Consider the following 16,306-nt stretch of genomic DNA (forward strand, 5'->3'; position numbering starts at 1 on the left):
GGGCGCGTATTATAACGGCCTTTGTTCACAAAATAAATTGAATAATCGGTGAACATTTTGCGTAAAAATTGTACAAACCGAAAAACTGCTATAGACTGAATTCGAGGTTTGTAAAAAACTGATAACAATCAAAGATATAAACAGCAATCAATACACGCATGGGGGATGTATGACAGACAACATGATATTGCCACCACTATTAGGCCTAATAGGTTTGGCTTTTGCTTTTATCATTTATTTCGTCGTTAAAAGATATCCAGAAGGTGACGACAAGATTAAGAAAATCGGTAACGCCATTCACTCTGGCGCCATGGTTTTCATGCACCGAGAATACCGAATGCTCGCACTGTTTGCGGGCATTTTGTTTATTATACTGTGGCTTTCTCCGCTAGGAGGTAATACTGCACTAGCCTTTGCCGTGGGTGCTGTATCATCGGCACTGGCAGGTTATATTGGTATGTATACCGCCACTAAAGCCAACGTTAGAACCACTACCGCGGCACACACCAAAGGCGCTGCTGAAGCATTAAGCGTAGCCTTCTTCGGTGGTTCCATTATGGGGCTGTGCGTAGCTTCGCTGGGTTTGATGGGCTTAGGTGGTCTTTACTGGTATTTCGGTGGCGATCCGGAAACTGCTCACTATATTCATGGCTTTGGTATGGGCGCTTCGTCCGTAGCGCTGTTTAGTCGTGTTGGTGGTGGTATCTTCACTAAGTCAGCCGATGTTGGCGCAGACCTGGTGGGAAAAATTGAAGCCGGTATCCCAGAGGATGACCCGCGTAATCCAGGTGTTATTGCTGACAATGTGGGTGATAACGTGGGTGATGTCGCCGGTATGGGCTCGGATATTTTCGAATCCTACTGTGGTGCTATGATCGCGTCGATCGCGATTGCAGCGACTATGGCGACTTCTGATCTGGGCGCGCAAAATGTGTTAATGGCAGCGCCGTTGGCATTAGCGTCAGTTGGTTTAATTTGTTCTATTTTAGGGATCATGTTAGTCAAGTTAATGTCCAGCAACAAACCTGAAGTAGCACTTCGAGTCGGTACGATAGGAGCCGCATTATTATTTGTTATCGCTGCCTATTTCCTACTGCACAACATGGAAATCTCGAATAATGTTTGGCTGGCAGTACTTTGTGGAGCCGTGGGCGGAATCATTATTGGTCTGGTCACCGAGTATTACACGTCAGGCGCACCAATTCGCCATATCGCTAAATCAGGCGAAACCGGCCCTGCTACTGTTATGATTTCAGGTCTAGCAGTAGGTATGCAGTCTGTCGTCATCCCTGTATTAACGTTGGCAGCCATCATTTTTATCTCCACTGAGCTGGCCGGTGTCTATGGTGTCGGTATTGCTGCAGTTGGTATGTTGGCAACGGTTGGGATTACCATGGCCATTGATGCCTACGGACCCGTAGCTGATAACGCAGGCGGTATTGCTGAAATGGGTGGCTTAGGTAAAGAAACCCGTGATATCACGGATTCTTTAGATGAGTTGGGTAACACCACAGCAGCAATCGGTAAAGGCTTTGCCATTGGCGCAGCAGCACTGGCGGCTCTGGCGATTATCGTAGCATTCGTTGAAACCGTGAACGCCAAATACGGTGCAGAAGACTTTGTCCTACACTTAGGTGATCCACAGGTTCTGATGGGCTTATTTATTGGTGGCTTGATACCATTCCTGATAGCGTCCATTACCATGACCGCAGTGGGTGATGCAGCCTTTGAGATGATTCATGAAATCCGCAGGCAGTTCAGAGAAATCACCGGTCTGCTGGAAGGCAAAGCAGAGCCAGACACCGAAAAATGTGTCGCCATCGCAACCGATGCCGCTCTCAAGAAAATGATTCTACCGGGTGTTATCGCCGTAGCAGCCCCGCCATTAGTAGGCTTTTTATTAGGTGCCGAAGCACTAGGCGGAATGTTGGGCGGAGCTTTGGTTAGTGCAGTCCTATTAGCATTAATGATGGCAAACGCCGGTGGTGCATGGGACAACGCCAAGAAATATGTGGAAAAAGGTAACCTTGGCGGCAAAGGATCAGATGTTCACTCAGCAACAGTGGTCGGTGATACCGTAGGCGATCCCTTCAAGGATACCTCAGGACCATCGATGAACATCCTTATTAATGTTATGGCGATCGTGTCTTTAGTCATCGCCCCATTGCTATAAACTAAAATGGTTAAATAGCCCAATTACTTTGTTAAAAACCTCAGCGAGCTTGGTCATTTAGTATTTCTAAACTCCCAAGCTCGCTTCACTTTTTGCCGCGTACTTGAGCTATTTCCCACATTTTAGGGTGAGTGCATAGCGCTCGCTAATTTTCGTCATTCACTACGTGTGAACTCCTTAATTAACCAGCCCATTTGCCGCGCCAGAGGACGAATTTATCTCACTTCTCCAGCTCGTGCTTTAACTTAAGAAGTTGTTAAAAACCTCAGCGAGCTTGGTCATTTAGTATTTCTAAAATCCCAAGCTCGCTTCATTTTTTGCCGCGTACTTGAGCTATTTCCCACATTTTAGGGTGAGTCTCTTGCTCGTAGTAAAAGGCTCGGTAGGAGCAGACCGATGTGTCTGCCCGATTCTATTTGAAATACTCAGAATCTTAATCCACAGATCCTCGAAGTCCCTTCTAGGCTACAGTTATTCTCCTCATGAAGGCTGGATCAGGCGAAGCCGCCATCCAACAAAAACAATGACTTGATATAAACGGTAAGGGCGAGTTGTGCCCGCCCCAATGTTGGAAGGCCCATTCTAACTACAATTAGATACACGCAGAAAATTCATATTTGGCTAAACCTTTGCTAAAGTGCTAAACGCTTCTCTAAAAATAATCATAAAAAACCAATTATTCTTATAAATTGATGTTCAAGGAATAGGTATGAACTGTAAATATCATCTACATAAAAAAGCTTTGTGGCATTGTAATCACTGCGATACTCCTTTCTGCATCGACTGTTGCGATGTTGAACCTGGCATGCATGCTCCACGCTGTTTATTGTGCCGCAACCACATGGATTCTTATGGAATTAGCGATCATGTCGAGCCGTTCTGGAATAAGTTAAGCCTATTTAATGGTTACCCATTCCAAAAAAATGCACTGAGTTTTCTAGGCATTTTTATGGCAATTGCCTTTGTTGTGGGGATTATTAATAGCTTTATTCCTGTCTGGTTAATCAATGTAATACTCAAGGTGATGTTGTTTTCTGTGGGTATTACTTATGTATTCAGTGTGTTAACTAAAGTGGCCAGAGGAGAGTTTGATGCACCGAGTAATGATGAGGTTGCACTTAATAATTCGAATGATATGACAGGAAAAGTCATAGGCCTTTATTTAGTGCTCATTGGTATGGGTTTTCTGATAACTCTTTCTGCAGGCGGTATGGGGCTGCTAATCTTTGGGTTAGCAATAGGTTTCTTCTTCCCGGCTATGATGATCAACCTGGGAATGATAAAAGATATTGGTGCGGCAATTAATCCATCCGATCTTCTTAGAACCGTCACTGGAATCGGCTGGCCCTATTTGTTGCTAGTCTTATTTGTGTATTTAATTGGTTTGGGTCTACAGTTTGCACAAAACACTATTTATTTCTGGCTTCCCGAATTCGTTTCATACCCACTTATATATGGTGCTTTGGCATTCTTTTATATCATGATGTTTAGTATGTTTGGTTATGTGGTTTACCAGTACCACGCAGAGCTTGGTTATGGTATTGATGCAGAACAAATTATGAATAATGAGAATGTACAGCAAGTTGAAGAGCTAAGAAAATTAGCCCATTCCGATGTTTATATACAGGAAGGGCGTTTTGAGGATGCTGAAGCTGTACTATATGAGACTGCCAAAAATCCTCAATACAGCTCATTGGCGCTAGAGCGCTTAATAAAATTGAATATGGCGCGTAATAACCCGGTGGCAACCGTTAAAGCTGCTCGTGCTTATTATGATCAGAAAGATTTGTTCAGGCATGCACCTAAGGCTTTGGCCTTGTATCAGGAAATTGATTCTTTTGAACCACGCTTCAAGCCGATGAATGCCAATGCCAGAGCGGTATTAATTGGAGCGATTCGTAATCCAAAGTTATTACCAGTGGTTGAAAAATTAACTACCGATATGCAGGATAAGCTTGAGCAGGATCCTGCTTTGGCTCAAGCGCTCTCAGCAGAAGCCAAGTTTTATGCCGAAGTGATGAATGATGATGATAAGGCGATTGATTTGCTGAAAAATTTACTGGCAAAATTCCCACACGGCAGTCATAAAATCGAAGCTGAAAGGTTATTAGGTATCTGCATGAATATGAAGCAGTCGTTTAAACCTAACGCATAGATTGCTAAACAGTGAAAGCGTTACAGGATTAACTCTCCTGTAGCGCTTTTTTTGCTTCTTGCCCGGCAAAAGTATCGGGGTATTTCTTACTTAAAAAACTGAGCACTTTTTGCTTACCTTGCCAGTCACCATTTTGACCTGATGCAAAAGCAAAATGCAGCAGAAGATCGGGCAACTTTTCCAAGTCACAATAGTGCTGAACCAACAAGGAGATAATGGGTTTAATTGGCTCAGTTTTTTTATGGCGAACCTGCTTGCGGGAAAAATCCAACAGTATATTGGCTGGGATGGGTTTAAAGCCGATACCATTATGTTTTAGGTCGTTTAAACATTGCTCGGCAAGTGGCATGAGTGAGTCGTTGTGCACCGAAGCTTGCAAAATATCAGCGCATAAAGTGGCATAGCGAGAAGACTCTGGAGATGCTTTCTCTAAATTATAAAGGCGGCCTAATACATCTTTGTTGTGCGGCTGTTCGTGCAAAATGGTATAGAAGTGAGTTTTAGCTAGTTCAAAGTTTAAGCCCTGTGTGGCAGCAAGCGCTTGTTTATAGTGATTATCCATTCGCGATGCTAAATCATCTTGTTTTGGCTCGTCACTATCCATATCCGGATTATCTTGAGTGCTTACTGCGGTAGTTGCCTGAGGATTTAGCTTGATTAGTTTCAATAACCAGACACATATAGCTCCGCCAAGTAACCCGCCAAAGTGAGCCATATAGGCAACATTGTCACTGCTCATACTATCTTGTACTAATTCTTTTGCCAGCCAATAAAACAACACTAATGCCGCAGGCAGGCGAACATAATTAAAGATCACAAAAACCCAGTAGAAATAGCGGATACTTCGCAATCCATACCAGGCAGCAAAGCCTCCCATCAGTCCAGCAATAGCACCGGAGGCACCCACCAATGGAACGAACTTGTCATCCGTGGTGATAGCGAAGAAGGTTACCGCTGCTAATCCTGACAGGATATAAGTGGTGAACATTTTTGTGCGACCCATTAATAATTCGAGGTTATAGCCGAACAAAAACAGGAAGATCATATTGCCAATCAGGTGGCCAATATCGCCATGCATAAACATATGGGTAAAGGCAGTAAATATGCTGGGATCGGAGGGGAAGAATGCGTATTGGAAAAGAGATGCTTCACTTAAAATGGATTCTAGTTTATCTCGCTTTTTACGCCATTCGACCGAGTAATCTGAACGAGACTTAACATATTTTGCAAATTTCTGATCGAGCAAAATATGCTGTACTAAATATTCATTAGGAATGTTTGGATTAGTCAAGGCGTCATACAAGTCACCTCGTTCTTCAAAAGAGTAGTCCTCGAGCGCTTTTTGCTCAAGGTTAAGCATGCCTTCCTCGATATAAAAATCTATACCTTGGTAAAAAATATCATCGTCATTCGACTGTAATGAAAAAAACGCAATAACGTTTGCGAGAATGATAAGTATCGTCAAAATCGGCGGATTTTGTTTAGAAATTCGATTTTCGGCTGGTATCAGTAGCATTGTTTATAATTATGTATATCCCTCAAAGGACTTACTCTAACTGATTTTGTAAACATTGTTAAAAATAAATTAACCCTTTTCCTCAAAACAGTCGTTTGTATTAGTGAACAATAAAGCTAAAAAGGTAAAGGAGAAGGGTATGAAAATATTAAGTTCCAGTTTCATAGGTTTGATTGTGACAGTGGTGCTTCTGCTGTTGATGAGTCAATTGATTCACAGTGAATATGAAGAACCGGAGAAGCAAGAGCTGATTAAGTTAGTTGATACGCCATTACCCCCTGAAAAACAAACAACTACTAAGAGGCCGCCTGAGCCACAACCACCAGCGGTTGCTCCATCTGCCGGTGATGCCGTTCCATTACGAGCTTCAATCATTGATACGCCAGATATTCCCACCGTGGACTTTGAGCCTGTGGATGTTTCTTTCCCAGCACAAGTTGTGGGTGCTCCTACTCCGCACGAGTTATTGGACAGTCGAAGTGCTTTACCGCTGTTTCAGGCGCAACCAAACTATCCGGTTATTGCGGCCAGTCAGGGCATTGAAGGTTGGGTCTTGTTGCAATATGACGTGGATACCAGTGGTACCTTATCCAATATTAAGGTGGTTGATGCTGAGCCACGGCGTACCTTTGACCGAGAAGCCGTTGCTGCATTAAGGAAATGGAAGTTCAGACCGGCGATGGATAATGGGCAACCGATGTCGGTTAAAGCCCAGACGGTTAAAATTGAGTTTAATTTAGAGCAGGAGTGAGGGTTTGGAGTGTTGGGTTACGAGGCTTCGCCTCTAACCCAACCTATAAGGACCTAACGGTTTGATTATGTCATAGAGGGATGTCATTCCCGCGAAGGCGGGAATCCATGGATTATATTAAACCATTCCTATAGTTAACTTTTCGCCACTCGGCGAGTCCCTTTTCTTTACTTGTCTAAAGAAAAGGGACGAAAAGAAAGGACACCCCGTGATTGAGGTTTCGCTACGCTCAACTCCCTTCGTCTCCGCCAAGCCACTTAACGCACCGTAAAATACGTTCCATCCCTGGCCCGAATTTTACTATTCAAAACGTCCTGTTTTGAATTGCTATGTCTTGACTACTACTCAGCTCAATCAAAGGGGGTATTGGAGCAAGATTGAAAGGTATGTACTTACTACTAAGCAACTTATAAACCTATTGAGCTGGAAACCTAAATCTTAAACTTGGTTTTAAGCTTCTTCTTCACCAATTCGTTTTTAAGTTCAACATACTGCGGCAGACCATTTTTGTATGGCGGGTATGATTCACCTTGAATCAATGGCTGCAGGTATTGGCGGCACTCTTCGGTGATACCAAAACCATCGCGTGTGATATAGCTGCGTGGCATCATCTTTTCCACATTGGCAACATCGGCTAGTTTAGCTTCACCAACTGTCCAGCTGTATTTTTTGGTGTTCTTGCGAACTATGGTAGGCATCACAGCATTCTTACCGGCATCGGCAAATTCAACGGCGGCTTTACCCATAGCATAGGCCTGGTCAACGTCCGTTGCTGAGGCGATATGACGCGCAGCGCGTTGCAAATAATCAGAAACGGCCCAGTGATATTTATAGCCAAGTTCATCTTTAATCATATTGGCGACTTCAGGTGCGACACCACCGAGTTGCTTATGACCAAAGGCGTCAACTGTGCCTGCATCGGCCAGGAAAGTTCCGTCTTTATAAGCTGTACCTTCTGAAACAACAATCGCACAATAGCCGAACTTCTTAACAGTGCGATCCACTTTCTTGAGGAATTTTTCTTTATTGAAAGCAATTTCCGGAAACAGGATGATATGTGGCGCGTCGCCTTCTTTTTCGCAAGCTAAACCACCAGCCGCTGCAATCCAGCCTGCGTGACGGCCCATCACTTCCATGACGAAGACTTTGGTTGATGTTTCTGCCATCGATTTAACATCGAAAGCTGCTTCGCGAATCGAAACTGCGACATACTTGGCTACTGAGCCAAAGCCTGGGCAGTTATCGGTAATGGGTAAATCGTTATCAACAGTTTTAGGAATACCGATACAGGTTATCGGATAACCCATGGTTTCACTTAATTGAGAAACTTTGTGTGCGGTATCCTGCGAATCACCGCCACCATTGTAGAAGAAATAACGAATATCATGCGCCTTGAACACTTCGATCAGACGCTCGTACTCAGCTTTGTTTTCTTCAATACTTTTTAACTTATGGCGACAGGAACCGAAAGCACCAGACGGCGTGAACTTAAGACCAGCAATATCTTTTTTTGATTCTTTGCTGGTATCAATCAACTCTTCGCGTAAAGCGCCGATAATACCGTTCTTACCAGCATACACCTTGCCAATGTTCTTTGACGCGCGCGCTGTTTCAATCACACCACACGCAGTTGCATTGATTACTGCCGTTACGCCACCGGATTGGGCATAAAAAGCGTTGTATTTTTTCTTAGCCATTGTGTTTCCTCGTAAAGCTTGTGCCATTGGGCTTCTAATTCGATATTGAGCCGCAAAATTGACGCGATTTTACCTTATTTCGAGAATTATCGCTTCAATAGATGACGGATTTTTCTGCTTCGCTTATGATTATCCCCACATCTTAGAAACAACATCGATAACATGCATATTCATATTCTTGGCATTTGCGGTACTTTCATGGGCGGGATTGCTCTGCTGGCCAAACAGCGCGGTATTTCAGTCAGTGGCAGCGATCAGAATGTCTATCCGCCGATGAGTACACAGCTGGAAGAGCAGGGGATTGAGCTAATTCAGGGTTTTGACCCGAAGCATATCCCCGAGCATACCGATTGTGTGGTGGTGGGTAATGCCATGTCGCGTGGCAATCCTTCGGTGGAATATGTGCTGGAGCAGGGCTTAACCTACCGCTCAGGTCCACAATGGCTGGCTGAGAATATTATCCACGATAAATGGGTATTGGCCGCCGCGGGTACTCATGGCAAAACCACTACGGCCAGTATGCTGGCCTGGATTTTGCAATATGCCAATCTTGAGCCGGGCTTCTTAATCGGTGGGGTGCCGGAAAACTTCGGTTTATCTGCGCGGGTCACCGAATCGCCATTCTTTGTGGTCGAGGCGGATGAATACGATACTGCCTTTTTCGACAAGCGCTCCAAGTTTGTTCACTATCGTCCGCGTACCCTGATCATGAACAATCTCGAATATGATCACGCCGATATCTTCCCCAATCTTGAAGCGATTAAAACTCAATTCCATCACCTGTTACGTATCGTACCGGGCAATGGTTTGGTTATTTACCCGAAAGACGATGCCAATTTACAGAATGTGGTTGAGCGCGGTTTGTGGTCGGACAAAGAGCTGATTGGTGATGAACACGGCTGGCAATATAAGTTGCTAGAAGAAGATGGTAGCCATTTTGAAGTCTTGTTTGCGGGGCAAAAACAGGGCGAAGTGAACTGGCCTTTGATTGGATTGCACAACGTGAACAACGCCTTGGCCGCGATTGCCGCAGCACGTCATGCGGGTGTTCCAGCCAGCCATTGCTGTGATGCGCTGGCCGAGTTTAAAAACGTTAAACGTCGTATGGAACTGAAAGGCGAGGCCAGTGGCGTTAAAGTCTATGATGACTTCGCCCATCATCCGACTGCGGTAAAGACGACACTTGATGGATTCCGCGCAAAAGTAGGTGAGCAGCGCGTGATTGCCATTGTCGACCTGCGCTCAGCAACCATGCGCTCTGGTATCCATAAAGATACTTTATTGGCGTCGCTGAAAGGTGCCGACTGTGTGATTATCCATAAGCCCGCCGAGTTTGACTGGCAATTTCCGATAGAGCAGGTCAATCAGTTTGATAATCTGAAAATATTACCGGATGTGGATTCCATACTGAATTCACTCAAGGAAATGGTACAATCGGGCGACAACATTCTCGTGATGAGCAATGGCGGTTTTGGTGCCATCCATCAGAAACTACTGCAACAACTGGCGGCTGAATGAGCGAAACTTCTCTGAAGAACACAGGTTTAAAGCAAACAGGTAAAACGATTACTCTGGCGGTGACCGGAGCTTCCGGCGCGCCCTATGCGTTGCGTTTGCTGGAACAATTGTCCCAGCATTATGACACTGTTTACTTGATGCTATCGAGCGCAGCCCGTGTGGTGTTTGCGACTGAGGTCGAGGTGCAGGTTAGCAAGGCACCAAGTGTTATTGAGAAAGAACTGTCTGAACATTTAGGCATTGCCGAAGGTAAAATTAAGGCATTTTCCAGCGATAACTGGATGGCGCCAGTGGCCAGTGGTTCCAGCGCACCTAAGCAAATGATTATTTGCCCTTGCAGCACCGGCACCTTGAGTGCGATTGCTCATGGCGCATCAGACAACTTGATTGAGCGTGCTGCTGACGTGGTGCTGAAAGAACGTGGACAATTGCTATTAGTGCCGCGCGAAATGCCATACAACACGATTCACTTGCAGAATATGACTAAGCTGTCGGAAATGGGCGTGACCATTATGCCGGCCTCGCCTGGTTTCTATAATGAGCCTAAGACTATTGATGACCTGGTCGACTTTGTGGTCGCGCGGATCCTTGATCATTTGGATATTGACCACACCTTAGGTCATAGATGGGGCTATTCTGGGAATTAGCTTTGAACAACTAATCAGGGCGGACAGTCTTCTATTCAATAAAAGGTGTGCCTGAGCGCACTGAACAAACAAAAATACGGTAATCAAATGACAAAAGCATTATCCATTTCGAATTTAAGCAAAACCTATAAAAACGGTGTGCAGGCCTTGAAGGGGATTGACCTGGAAGTTGAGAAGGGTGATTTCTTTGCTTTGCTTGGGCCGAACGGTGCCGGTAAATCCACCACTATCGGTATTATCAGCTCGCTGATCAATAAGACTGGCGGTAAGGTCGAAGTGTTTGGGCACGACATTGATAAAGACTTAACCAACGCTAAAAAAATGTTAGGTCTTGTTCCGCAGGAGTTTAACTTCAATATTTTTGAAGGTGTCGAGCAAATTATCTGGCAGCAAGCCGGTTATTACGGCATTGGTCGTAAAGAAGCGAAAAAGCGCGCCCAGCCTTTGCTTGAACAACTGGGTTTATGGGACAAGCGAAAAAGCCCGGCCAGAGAATTGTCGGGTGGTATGAAGCGCCGCTTGATGATTGCACGTGGTTTGATTCATGATCCTAAGCTGTTAATTCTTGATGAGCCAACTGCCGGCGTTGATATTGAGATTCGTCGCTCAATGTGGGACTTCATGCAGGACCTGAATGAAAAAGGCACGACCATTGTTTTGACTACTCACTATCTTGAAGAAGCAGAAAGTCTTTGCCGCAATATTGCGATTATTAATCATGGTGAGATCGTTGAAAACACCAATATGAAATCCCTGCTTGCTAAATTAGATATGGAAACTTTCGTATTGGACACCACAGGTTTACCAGAACAGTTGCCGCAAATTGATGGCTACGAAGTGCGCCGTCGCGACGATACGACCCTTGAAGTGGATGTACATAAAGGCGCTGGCGTGAATGGCGTTTTTTCAGCACTCAGCCAACAGGAAATTACCGTACTCAGTATGCGCAATAAAGCCAACCGCCTAGAGGAGTTGTTTGTGAGACTGACTGAAGATAAAGCGGGAGGGCAGCAGTCATGAATTTAGTAGCCTTCCAAACCATTGTCACCAAAGAGATTATCCGCTGGACTCGCATCTGGTCACAAACTTTGCTTCCACCAGCGATTACCATGACTCTTTATTTTGTCATTTTCGGAAACCTGATCGGCTCACGCGTCGGTGAAATGGGTGGTTTCGGTTATATGGAATATATTGTTCCTGGCCTGATTATGATGTCGGTCATTACCAGTTCATACGGCAACGTGGTGTCATCATTTTTTAGCGCTAAGTATCAGCGTTCGATCGAAGAGATGATGGTCTCGCCTGTATCTAATTGGGTGATTCTGTATGGCTTTGTCGGCGGCGGTGTTTTACGCGGTTTATTGACCGGTCTTATCGTCACCATCATTGCTTCATTCTTTGTGGAGTTAAAAGTCTATAATGCTTTTGTAGTCGTCAGCGTGGTCTTTTTGACTTCGGTCTTGTTCGCGATTGGTGGTTTTCTTAATGCACTATTTGCACGTAAGTTTGATGACGTTGCCATTGTTCCGACCTTTATTCTGACGCCATTAACTTATCTGGGTGGTGTATTTTACTCAATCAGTTTGTTGCCGGAGTTCTGGCAGGGCGTATCGAAAGCTAACCCGATAATTTATATGGTCAATGCTTTCCGTTATGGTTTCCTGGGCGCCTCGGATATTGATATCACCGTAGCCTTCGTTCTCATCCTGGCATTCATTGTCGCGCTGACCAGCCTATCGATCTATCTGCTGAATCGAGGTACTGGACTTCGTGCCTAAGTCGGAAGCCAATCAAGTCATTCCCATTTTCCCGCTGCAGCGGGTCGTTTTTCCGGACAGCGTGCTCAGATTACAAATATTTGAGCAACGCTATCTGGACATGATTGCCAAGCAACTATCGCAACAACAAGGCTTCGGCGTTACCTTGATAAAAAAAGGCAACGAAGCAGGCATTCCTGCAACCCCCTTTGAATTTGGTACCTATGTCGAAATCGTCGACTTCGACCAGAAAGATAACGGCTTATTGCTCATCACCTGCGTTGGCCAAAAGCGATTTCGTATCAATAGCCAAACCGTGATGCCCGACAAACTCATCACCGCCAACGTCTCCTGGCTAGACCCGTTAAAGCAACGGGCAATGACAGACGATCAATCAGAGCTACTTCATTTGCTCAGCGATCTATCCAAGCATCCGCAAGTGGATATTCTGGATGTGCCTGAGCGCTGGACCGAACTTGGCTTTGTTTTAGAGCGATTAACTGAATACATGCCCATTACCGAAAAACAAAAACAGGCGGTATTAGAGGAATCTGATCTGGATACCCGTATCGCAATGCTGTACCAGATGTTGGGTTGGTTATCTTAATATTGTCAAATTTCTAATATTCTGAGAGAATCCCAAGGTTTTTTATAACTAATAAACCGAGGGAACTTATGAAGACAATAAGAAATTTACTACTTATCTCAATGATAATTACGCTAAGCGCTTGTGCTACAAGGTTAACAAAACCAGAGGGCCCAGCAGAGGCACCTGAAACTGCATTTAGAGCCTACGAAAGAGTTATTCTAACTCCAATCACTATTGCTCCAGACTTTGCTGAACATAGCTCAAACCAATCAGCGAGAGATAAAATGGATAATTATTTGAAGCAATTAATGTCGTCTACATTTAAAGACGTAGAGTTTGAAATGGTGGATGATGCTTCTCAAGTTGTGCCAAATGGAAAAAGAACATTGGTTATCCAGCCGCACATAAAAGAAATCAAGTTCGTTAATACAGCAGCCAGAATTTTTGCTGGAGCAATGGCTGGTGGGTCGGCGGTTTTAATGGAAGTATCCATGAATGACATTAATGCTAGTAAGTCGATTGGCAATCCTGAGTTTTATGCTGATGCCAGTGCTTGGGCTGGTTGGGGTGCTGACAATCAGGTGCTCAATAAAGTGATTGAAGATATTAACTTTTACTTTAGAACCAATTATTAATAAGTACACAAGGAAGAGCCTGCATTATTATGCAGGCTTTTTTTTCTTGATGATTGGGACAAACATAAAACAATATAAGAAACCGTCAAAATCTTTTACAAAAAATGCTTTAACGATAAAAAAAACGGATCGACCAGTTAACATTTCTCAACTAAATCAAATAGATAAAAATTTTGGCACGGTTTATGCTTATTACATAGATGAACACAGCAATTGTGTTTTATCCCCAGCTAAATTCTATTGAGACTAGCATTCCGCTAGAAGCTGAATAGAAAGCAGCTTATCAATGCGCAAGCCATTAGCCCACCTCACGGTGGGCTCTTTTTTTGTCTGAAAGAAATCTTCTGATGCTGGAAAATCATTGTGATATTCATCTCGGTGGGCCAAGGTCAGGTCTAAAGGCGTCACCATCTATTGTACGGACAACTCATGAGTTGTCCCTACGCACAGGTTGTAACACATGCACTGTTCTTACCAATTATATCTGTCATCCGAGGTCACAGCCGCGGGATGACAGTACTTGAAGAAAGTGCACACCACAAAAGCATGTCATTCTGAATTGAATTCAGACGACCGGAGGAAGTACCTTTAGGTGATCTGCCTTTGATCTTTTGGGCAGGCACATGGGCACTGCTTCTACCAAGGGCTAATAAAGCTCCAACAAAAACAAAAAAAAGCCGCTCACGGGTAAGTGAGCGGCTTTGGTTTCTATCTAAAATAACCGCCAGGTTATTACTGAACGCCACCACGCATGCTATTCAATTCCTGAATCCATGTTTGAACTTTAGGTTCTTTTTCTGTCATCGCAGCGATTAAGCTTGATTGGTAGTCCTGCTGTTTTTTCTGTAATTCGGGATCATTCATGATCGCTGTGCGCGCTTGAATGAACTCTTTCTGGTATTGAGCTAACTGTTGTTGCATCTTCTTGGCTTCTTCTGAAGCTGGGTCAGTTTTTTGTAACTTCTGCTGAAGCGCAACAAACTTCTCTTCCTTTTCTTTAGGGAAGCCTGCTTCTGCGGCTGCATCGTTAAAGCTTGCCTGAAGTGCTTCTTGTTGTTGTTTAAGCTCTGAGTTTTCTTCAATAACCTGTTTTTGAACATTAGCTAGCTTGGTCTGTATCTCCATGACCTTTTGTTGTGACTGGACCTGTGCAGGCTGTGGGGTCGCTGGTGTTTGATTAGCAGGCGGCTGGTTCGCTTGAACCGATGCGACAGCAAATAGGGTAGCTAATGGCAGTACCAAAAGTTTTGTTTTAATACTCATAAATCTCCTCACGGTGTTAAAAATAATAATTAAAGCTTAATATTTTGGGCAAAACGCGCCCTCATCTTGTCCGACAGGTATGAGTTTAAGAGTTCAAACTTTCTTAAAAAAATGAGGGGCAGAACGAGCTTATTGATTAGGCTGAAAGCAACGCCTTTGCTATAGGCTACGCATGATGGGCGTTATAGAAGAGTATGCGTATATAGAATGAGGTATAAAAAAACCGGCAAGATTGCCGGTTTTTTAAACAGTAGAATTATAAAGGTCGTGTTAGATGCGAGGATCAACATCCGCATCATAATCTACGCCATCCACTTCAAACCCAAACAGTTTGAAGAATTCATGCTGATAGCCTTTATAGTCTGAAATCTCATCAATATTTTCAGTGTTGGCAATCTGCCATAACTCTTCAACTTTTTGCTGAATCGAATCATCCAGTTCTTTTAAGTCCAAACGATAGCGACGTGTATCATCATAAATCGCATCATCACCATACATCTGGTCCATGATTAAGCCTTTAATCTGATGAATCGGATCTTCGTGAACACCATTTTCCTTCATCACTTTATAGAGCAATGAAATGTATAAAGGCATCACAGGAATAGCAGAACTCGCTTGAGTGACAACCGCTTTTAGAACTGAAACATTCGCTGTGCCGTTGTATTTTTCTTGCAGTTTGCTGTGGATTGCATGAGACGCACGATCAAGATCTTCTTTGGCTTTACCAATAGTGGCATGACCATAGATAGGCCAGGTCAATTTCTTACCGATGTAAGTGTAAGCAACCGTCTTAACGCCATCGGCTAAAACGCCGGCTTCATCAAGAGCCTTCATCCATAGTTCCCAATCTTCGCCGCCCATCACTTTGATGGTGTTCTGAATATCATCTTCGGTGGCAGGGTCAATGCTGATGTCGTGAACAATACCTTTATCTGTGTTCAAGGTTTTTTCAGTAACCGCTTCGCCGATAGGCTTTAATACTGATTTATAGACCTCGCCCGTTTCTGGGTCCTGGCGACGAGGAGAAGCCAACGAGTAAACCACCATATCGATTTTACCCATTTCTTCTTTGATGATTTTGATGGCGTCTTCTTTGGCTTGATTCGAGAAAGCATCACCATTGATACTTTTGTTCCATAAGCCAGCCTTGTCGGCGGCGATTTCAAAACCACGATTGTTATACCAGCCTGCAGTACCTGTCTTAGACTCAGTAGGTTCTTTTTCGAAGAACAAACCTAAGGTTTTCGCGCCATAACCAAAGGCCGACACGATACGTGAAGCAAGGCCGTAACCCGTTGAAGAACCAATGACTAAAACGTTTTTCGGGCCAGTATCAGTATTGGCTGGCATATTATTCTTAACGTATTCAATTTGTTCATTAACATGGGCAACGCAGCCATACGGGTGTGCTGTGGTACAAACGAAACCACGAACTTTAGGCTTAATAACCATAAAAACTAATCTCCGGACAAAAATATGGCGGTATTGTACCGTTTTTTGCGGCCAAAGAGGTACTACCAAAGCGAACGGGATTTGCTTAATATAAGACAAAGTTCAAATCTATGCTATTCTTCGATAACTCATTGAATTCATGACTAAAAAATT

The 16,306-nt window shown here is 44.1% G+C and carries 13 protein-coding genes; 9 read left to right on the forward strand and 4 right to left on the reverse strand.

From position 1 onward, the window contains the following. Positions 1 to 169: 169 nt before the first annotated feature. Together KKOR_RS02995 and KKOR_RS03000 are read left to right on the forward strand one after the other, a co-directional pair. Positions 170 to 2,173 (forward strand): sodium-translocating pyrophosphatase, encoded by a 2,004-nt coding sequence (locus KKOR_RS02995; RefSeq protein WP_012800531.1) that lies wholly within the window; start codon positions 170 to 172, stop codon positions 2,171 to 2,173. A 709-nt stretch (positions 2,174 to 2,882) separates the two neighbouring features. Then, the gene (locus tag KKOR_RS03000) at positions 2,883 to 4,328 is read left to right on the forward strand and encodes a B-box zinc finger protein (RefSeq protein WP_012800532.1); all 1,446 of its coding nucleotides are present in this window, start codon (positions 2,883 to 2,885) and stop codon (positions 4,326 to 4,328) included. A gap of 28 nt (positions 4,329 to 4,356) precedes the next feature. On the opposite strand, the gene KKOR_RS03005 is transcribed toward KKOR_RS03000, so the two are convergent. Further along, entirely contained in the window at positions 4,357 to 5,844 is a 1,488-nt protein-coding gene (locus KKOR_RS03005) for a rhomboid family intramembrane serine protease (RefSeq protein WP_012800533.1), read from the reverse strand. Positions 5,845 to 5,983: 139 nt separating this feature from the next. Here KKOR_RS03005 and KKOR_RS03010 point away from each other — a divergent pair, with 139 nt between their 5' ends. Further along, a complete protein-coding gene (locus KKOR_RS03010) occupies positions 5,984 to 6,595 on the forward strand; it encodes an energy transducer TonB (protein WP_012800534.1) in 612 nt (203 codons plus the stop codon). Positions 6,596 to 7,026: 431 nt separating this feature from the next. Here the strand turns inward: KKOR_RS03010 and KKOR_RS03015 are convergent, their stop codons facing one another. Beyond that, entirely contained in the window at positions 7,027 to 8,292 is a 1,266-nt protein-coding gene (locus KKOR_RS03015; protein ID WP_012800535.1) for a 6-phosphofructokinase, read from the reverse strand. Positions 8,293 to 8,454: 162 nt separating this feature from the next. Here KKOR_RS03015 and mpl point away from each other — a divergent pair, with 162 nt between their 5' ends. The 6 genes from mpl (at position 8,455) to KKOR_RS03045 (ending at position 13,438) form a co-directional block, all read left to right on the forward strand. Then, positions 8,455 to 9,810 (forward strand): UDP-N-acetylmuramate:L-alanyl-gamma-D-glutamyl-meso-diaminopimelate ligase, encoded by a 1,356-nt coding sequence (gene mpl / locus KKOR_RS03020; RefSeq protein WP_012800536.1) that lies wholly within the window; start codon positions 8,455 to 8,457, stop codon positions 9,808 to 9,810. Then, positions 9,807 to 10,457, forward strand: a complete 651-nt coding sequence (locus tag KKOR_RS03025; RefSeq protein ID WP_012800537.1) for a flavin prenyltransferase UbiX — start codon at positions 9,807 to 9,809, stop codon at positions 10,455 to 10,457. The genes mpl and KKOR_RS03025 overlap by 4 nt, the downstream gene beginning before the upstream one ends. 87 nt (positions 10,458 to 10,544) lie before the next feature. Next, on the forward strand, positions 10,545 to 11,477 hold the full coding sequence (locus tag KKOR_RS03030) for an ABC transporter ATP-binding protein (protein ID WP_012800538.1): 933 nt from the start codon (positions 10,545 to 10,547) through the stop codon (positions 11,475 to 11,477). After that, a complete protein-coding gene (locus KKOR_RS03035; protein WP_012800539.1) occupies positions 11,474 to 12,235 on the forward strand; it encodes an ABC transporter permease in 762 nt (253 codons plus the stop codon). Before KKOR_RS03030 ends, KKOR_RS03035 begins: the two co-directional genes overlap by 4 nt. Further along, a complete protein-coding gene (locus KKOR_RS03040; protein WP_012800540.1) occupies positions 12,228 to 12,821 on the forward strand; it encodes an LON peptidase substrate-binding domain-containing protein in 594 nt (197 codons plus the stop codon). The genes KKOR_RS03035 and KKOR_RS03040 overlap by 8 nt, the downstream gene beginning before the upstream one ends. Before the next feature lie 68 nt (positions 12,822 to 12,889). Beyond that, positions 12,890 to 13,438: a DUF3313 family protein gene (locus KKOR_RS03045; protein WP_012800541.1), complete on the forward strand. Its 549-nt coding sequence runs from the start codon at positions 12,890 to 12,892 to the stop codon at positions 13,436 to 13,438. Positions 13,439 to 14,170: 732 nt separating this feature from the next. Here KKOR_RS03045 and KKOR_RS03055 read toward each other — a convergent pair. Next, positions 14,171 to 14,701: a hypothetical protein gene (locus KKOR_RS03055; protein WP_012800543.1), complete on the reverse strand. Its 531-nt coding sequence runs from the start codon at positions 14,699 to 14,701 to the stop codon at positions 14,171 to 14,173. A gap of 270 nt (positions 14,702 to 14,971) precedes the next feature. Then, positions 14,972 to 16,153 carry an enoyl-ACP reductase FabV gene (gene fabV, locus KKOR_RS03060; protein WP_012800544.1) on the reverse strand — a complete coding sequence of 394 codons (1,182 nt, stop codon included), beginning with the start codon at positions 16,151 to 16,153 and terminating at the stop codon, positions 14,972 to 14,974. Between the last annotated feature and the right edge of the window lie 153 nt (positions 16,154 to 16,306).

This window comes from Kangiella koreensis DSM 16069 (assembly GCF_000024085.1).
Lineage (GTDB): Bacteria > Pseudomonadota > Gammaproteobacteria > Enterobacterales > Kangiellaceae > Kangiella > Kangiella koreensis.

Excerpts from the sequence above, each read along its gene's own strand:
- KKOR_RS02995 (WP_012800531.1), top strand. The coding sequence starts at position 170 with ATGACAGACAACATGATATTGCCACCACTATTAGGCCTAATAGGTTTG.
- KKOR_RS03000 (WP_012800532.1), top strand. The coding sequence starts at position 2,883 with ATGAACTGTAAATATCATCTACATAAAAAAGCTTTGTGGCATTGTAAT.
- KKOR_RS03005 (WP_012800533.1), bottom strand. The coding sequence starts at position 5,844 with ATGCTACTGATACCAGCCGAAAATCGAATTTCTAAACAAAATCCGCCG.
- KKOR_RS03010 (WP_012800534.1), top strand. The coding sequence starts at position 5,984 with ATGAAAATATTAAGTTCCAGTTTCATAGGTTTGATTGTGACAGTGGTG.
- KKOR_RS03015 (WP_012800535.1), bottom strand. The coding sequence starts at position 8,292 with ATGGCTAAGAAAAAATACAACGCTTTTTATGCCCAATCCGGTGGCGTA.
- mpl (WP_012800536.1), top strand. The coding sequence starts at position 8,455 with ATGCATATTCATATTCTTGGCATTTGCGGTACTTTCATGGGCGGGATT.
- KKOR_RS03025 (WP_012800537.1), top strand. The coding sequence starts at position 9,807 with ATGAGCGAAACTTCTCTGAAGAACACAGGTTTAAAGCAAACAGGTAAA.
- KKOR_RS03030 (WP_012800538.1), top strand. The coding sequence starts at position 10,545 with ATGACAAAAGCATTATCCATTTCGAATTTAAGCAAAACCTATAAAAAC.
- KKOR_RS03035 (WP_012800539.1), top strand. The coding sequence starts at position 11,474 with ATGAATTTAGTAGCCTTCCAAACCATTGTCACCAAAGAGATTATCCGC.
- KKOR_RS03045 (WP_012800541.1), top strand. The coding sequence starts at position 12,890 with ATGAAGACAATAAGAAATTTACTACTTATCTCAATGATAATTACGCTA.
- KKOR_RS03055 (WP_012800543.1), bottom strand. The coding sequence starts at position 14,701 with ATGAGTATTAAAACAAAACTTTTGGTACTGCCATTAGCTACCCTATTT.
- fabV (WP_012800544.1), bottom strand. The coding sequence starts at position 16,153 with ATGGTTATTAAGCCTAAAGTTCGTGGTTTCGTTTGTACCACAGCACAC.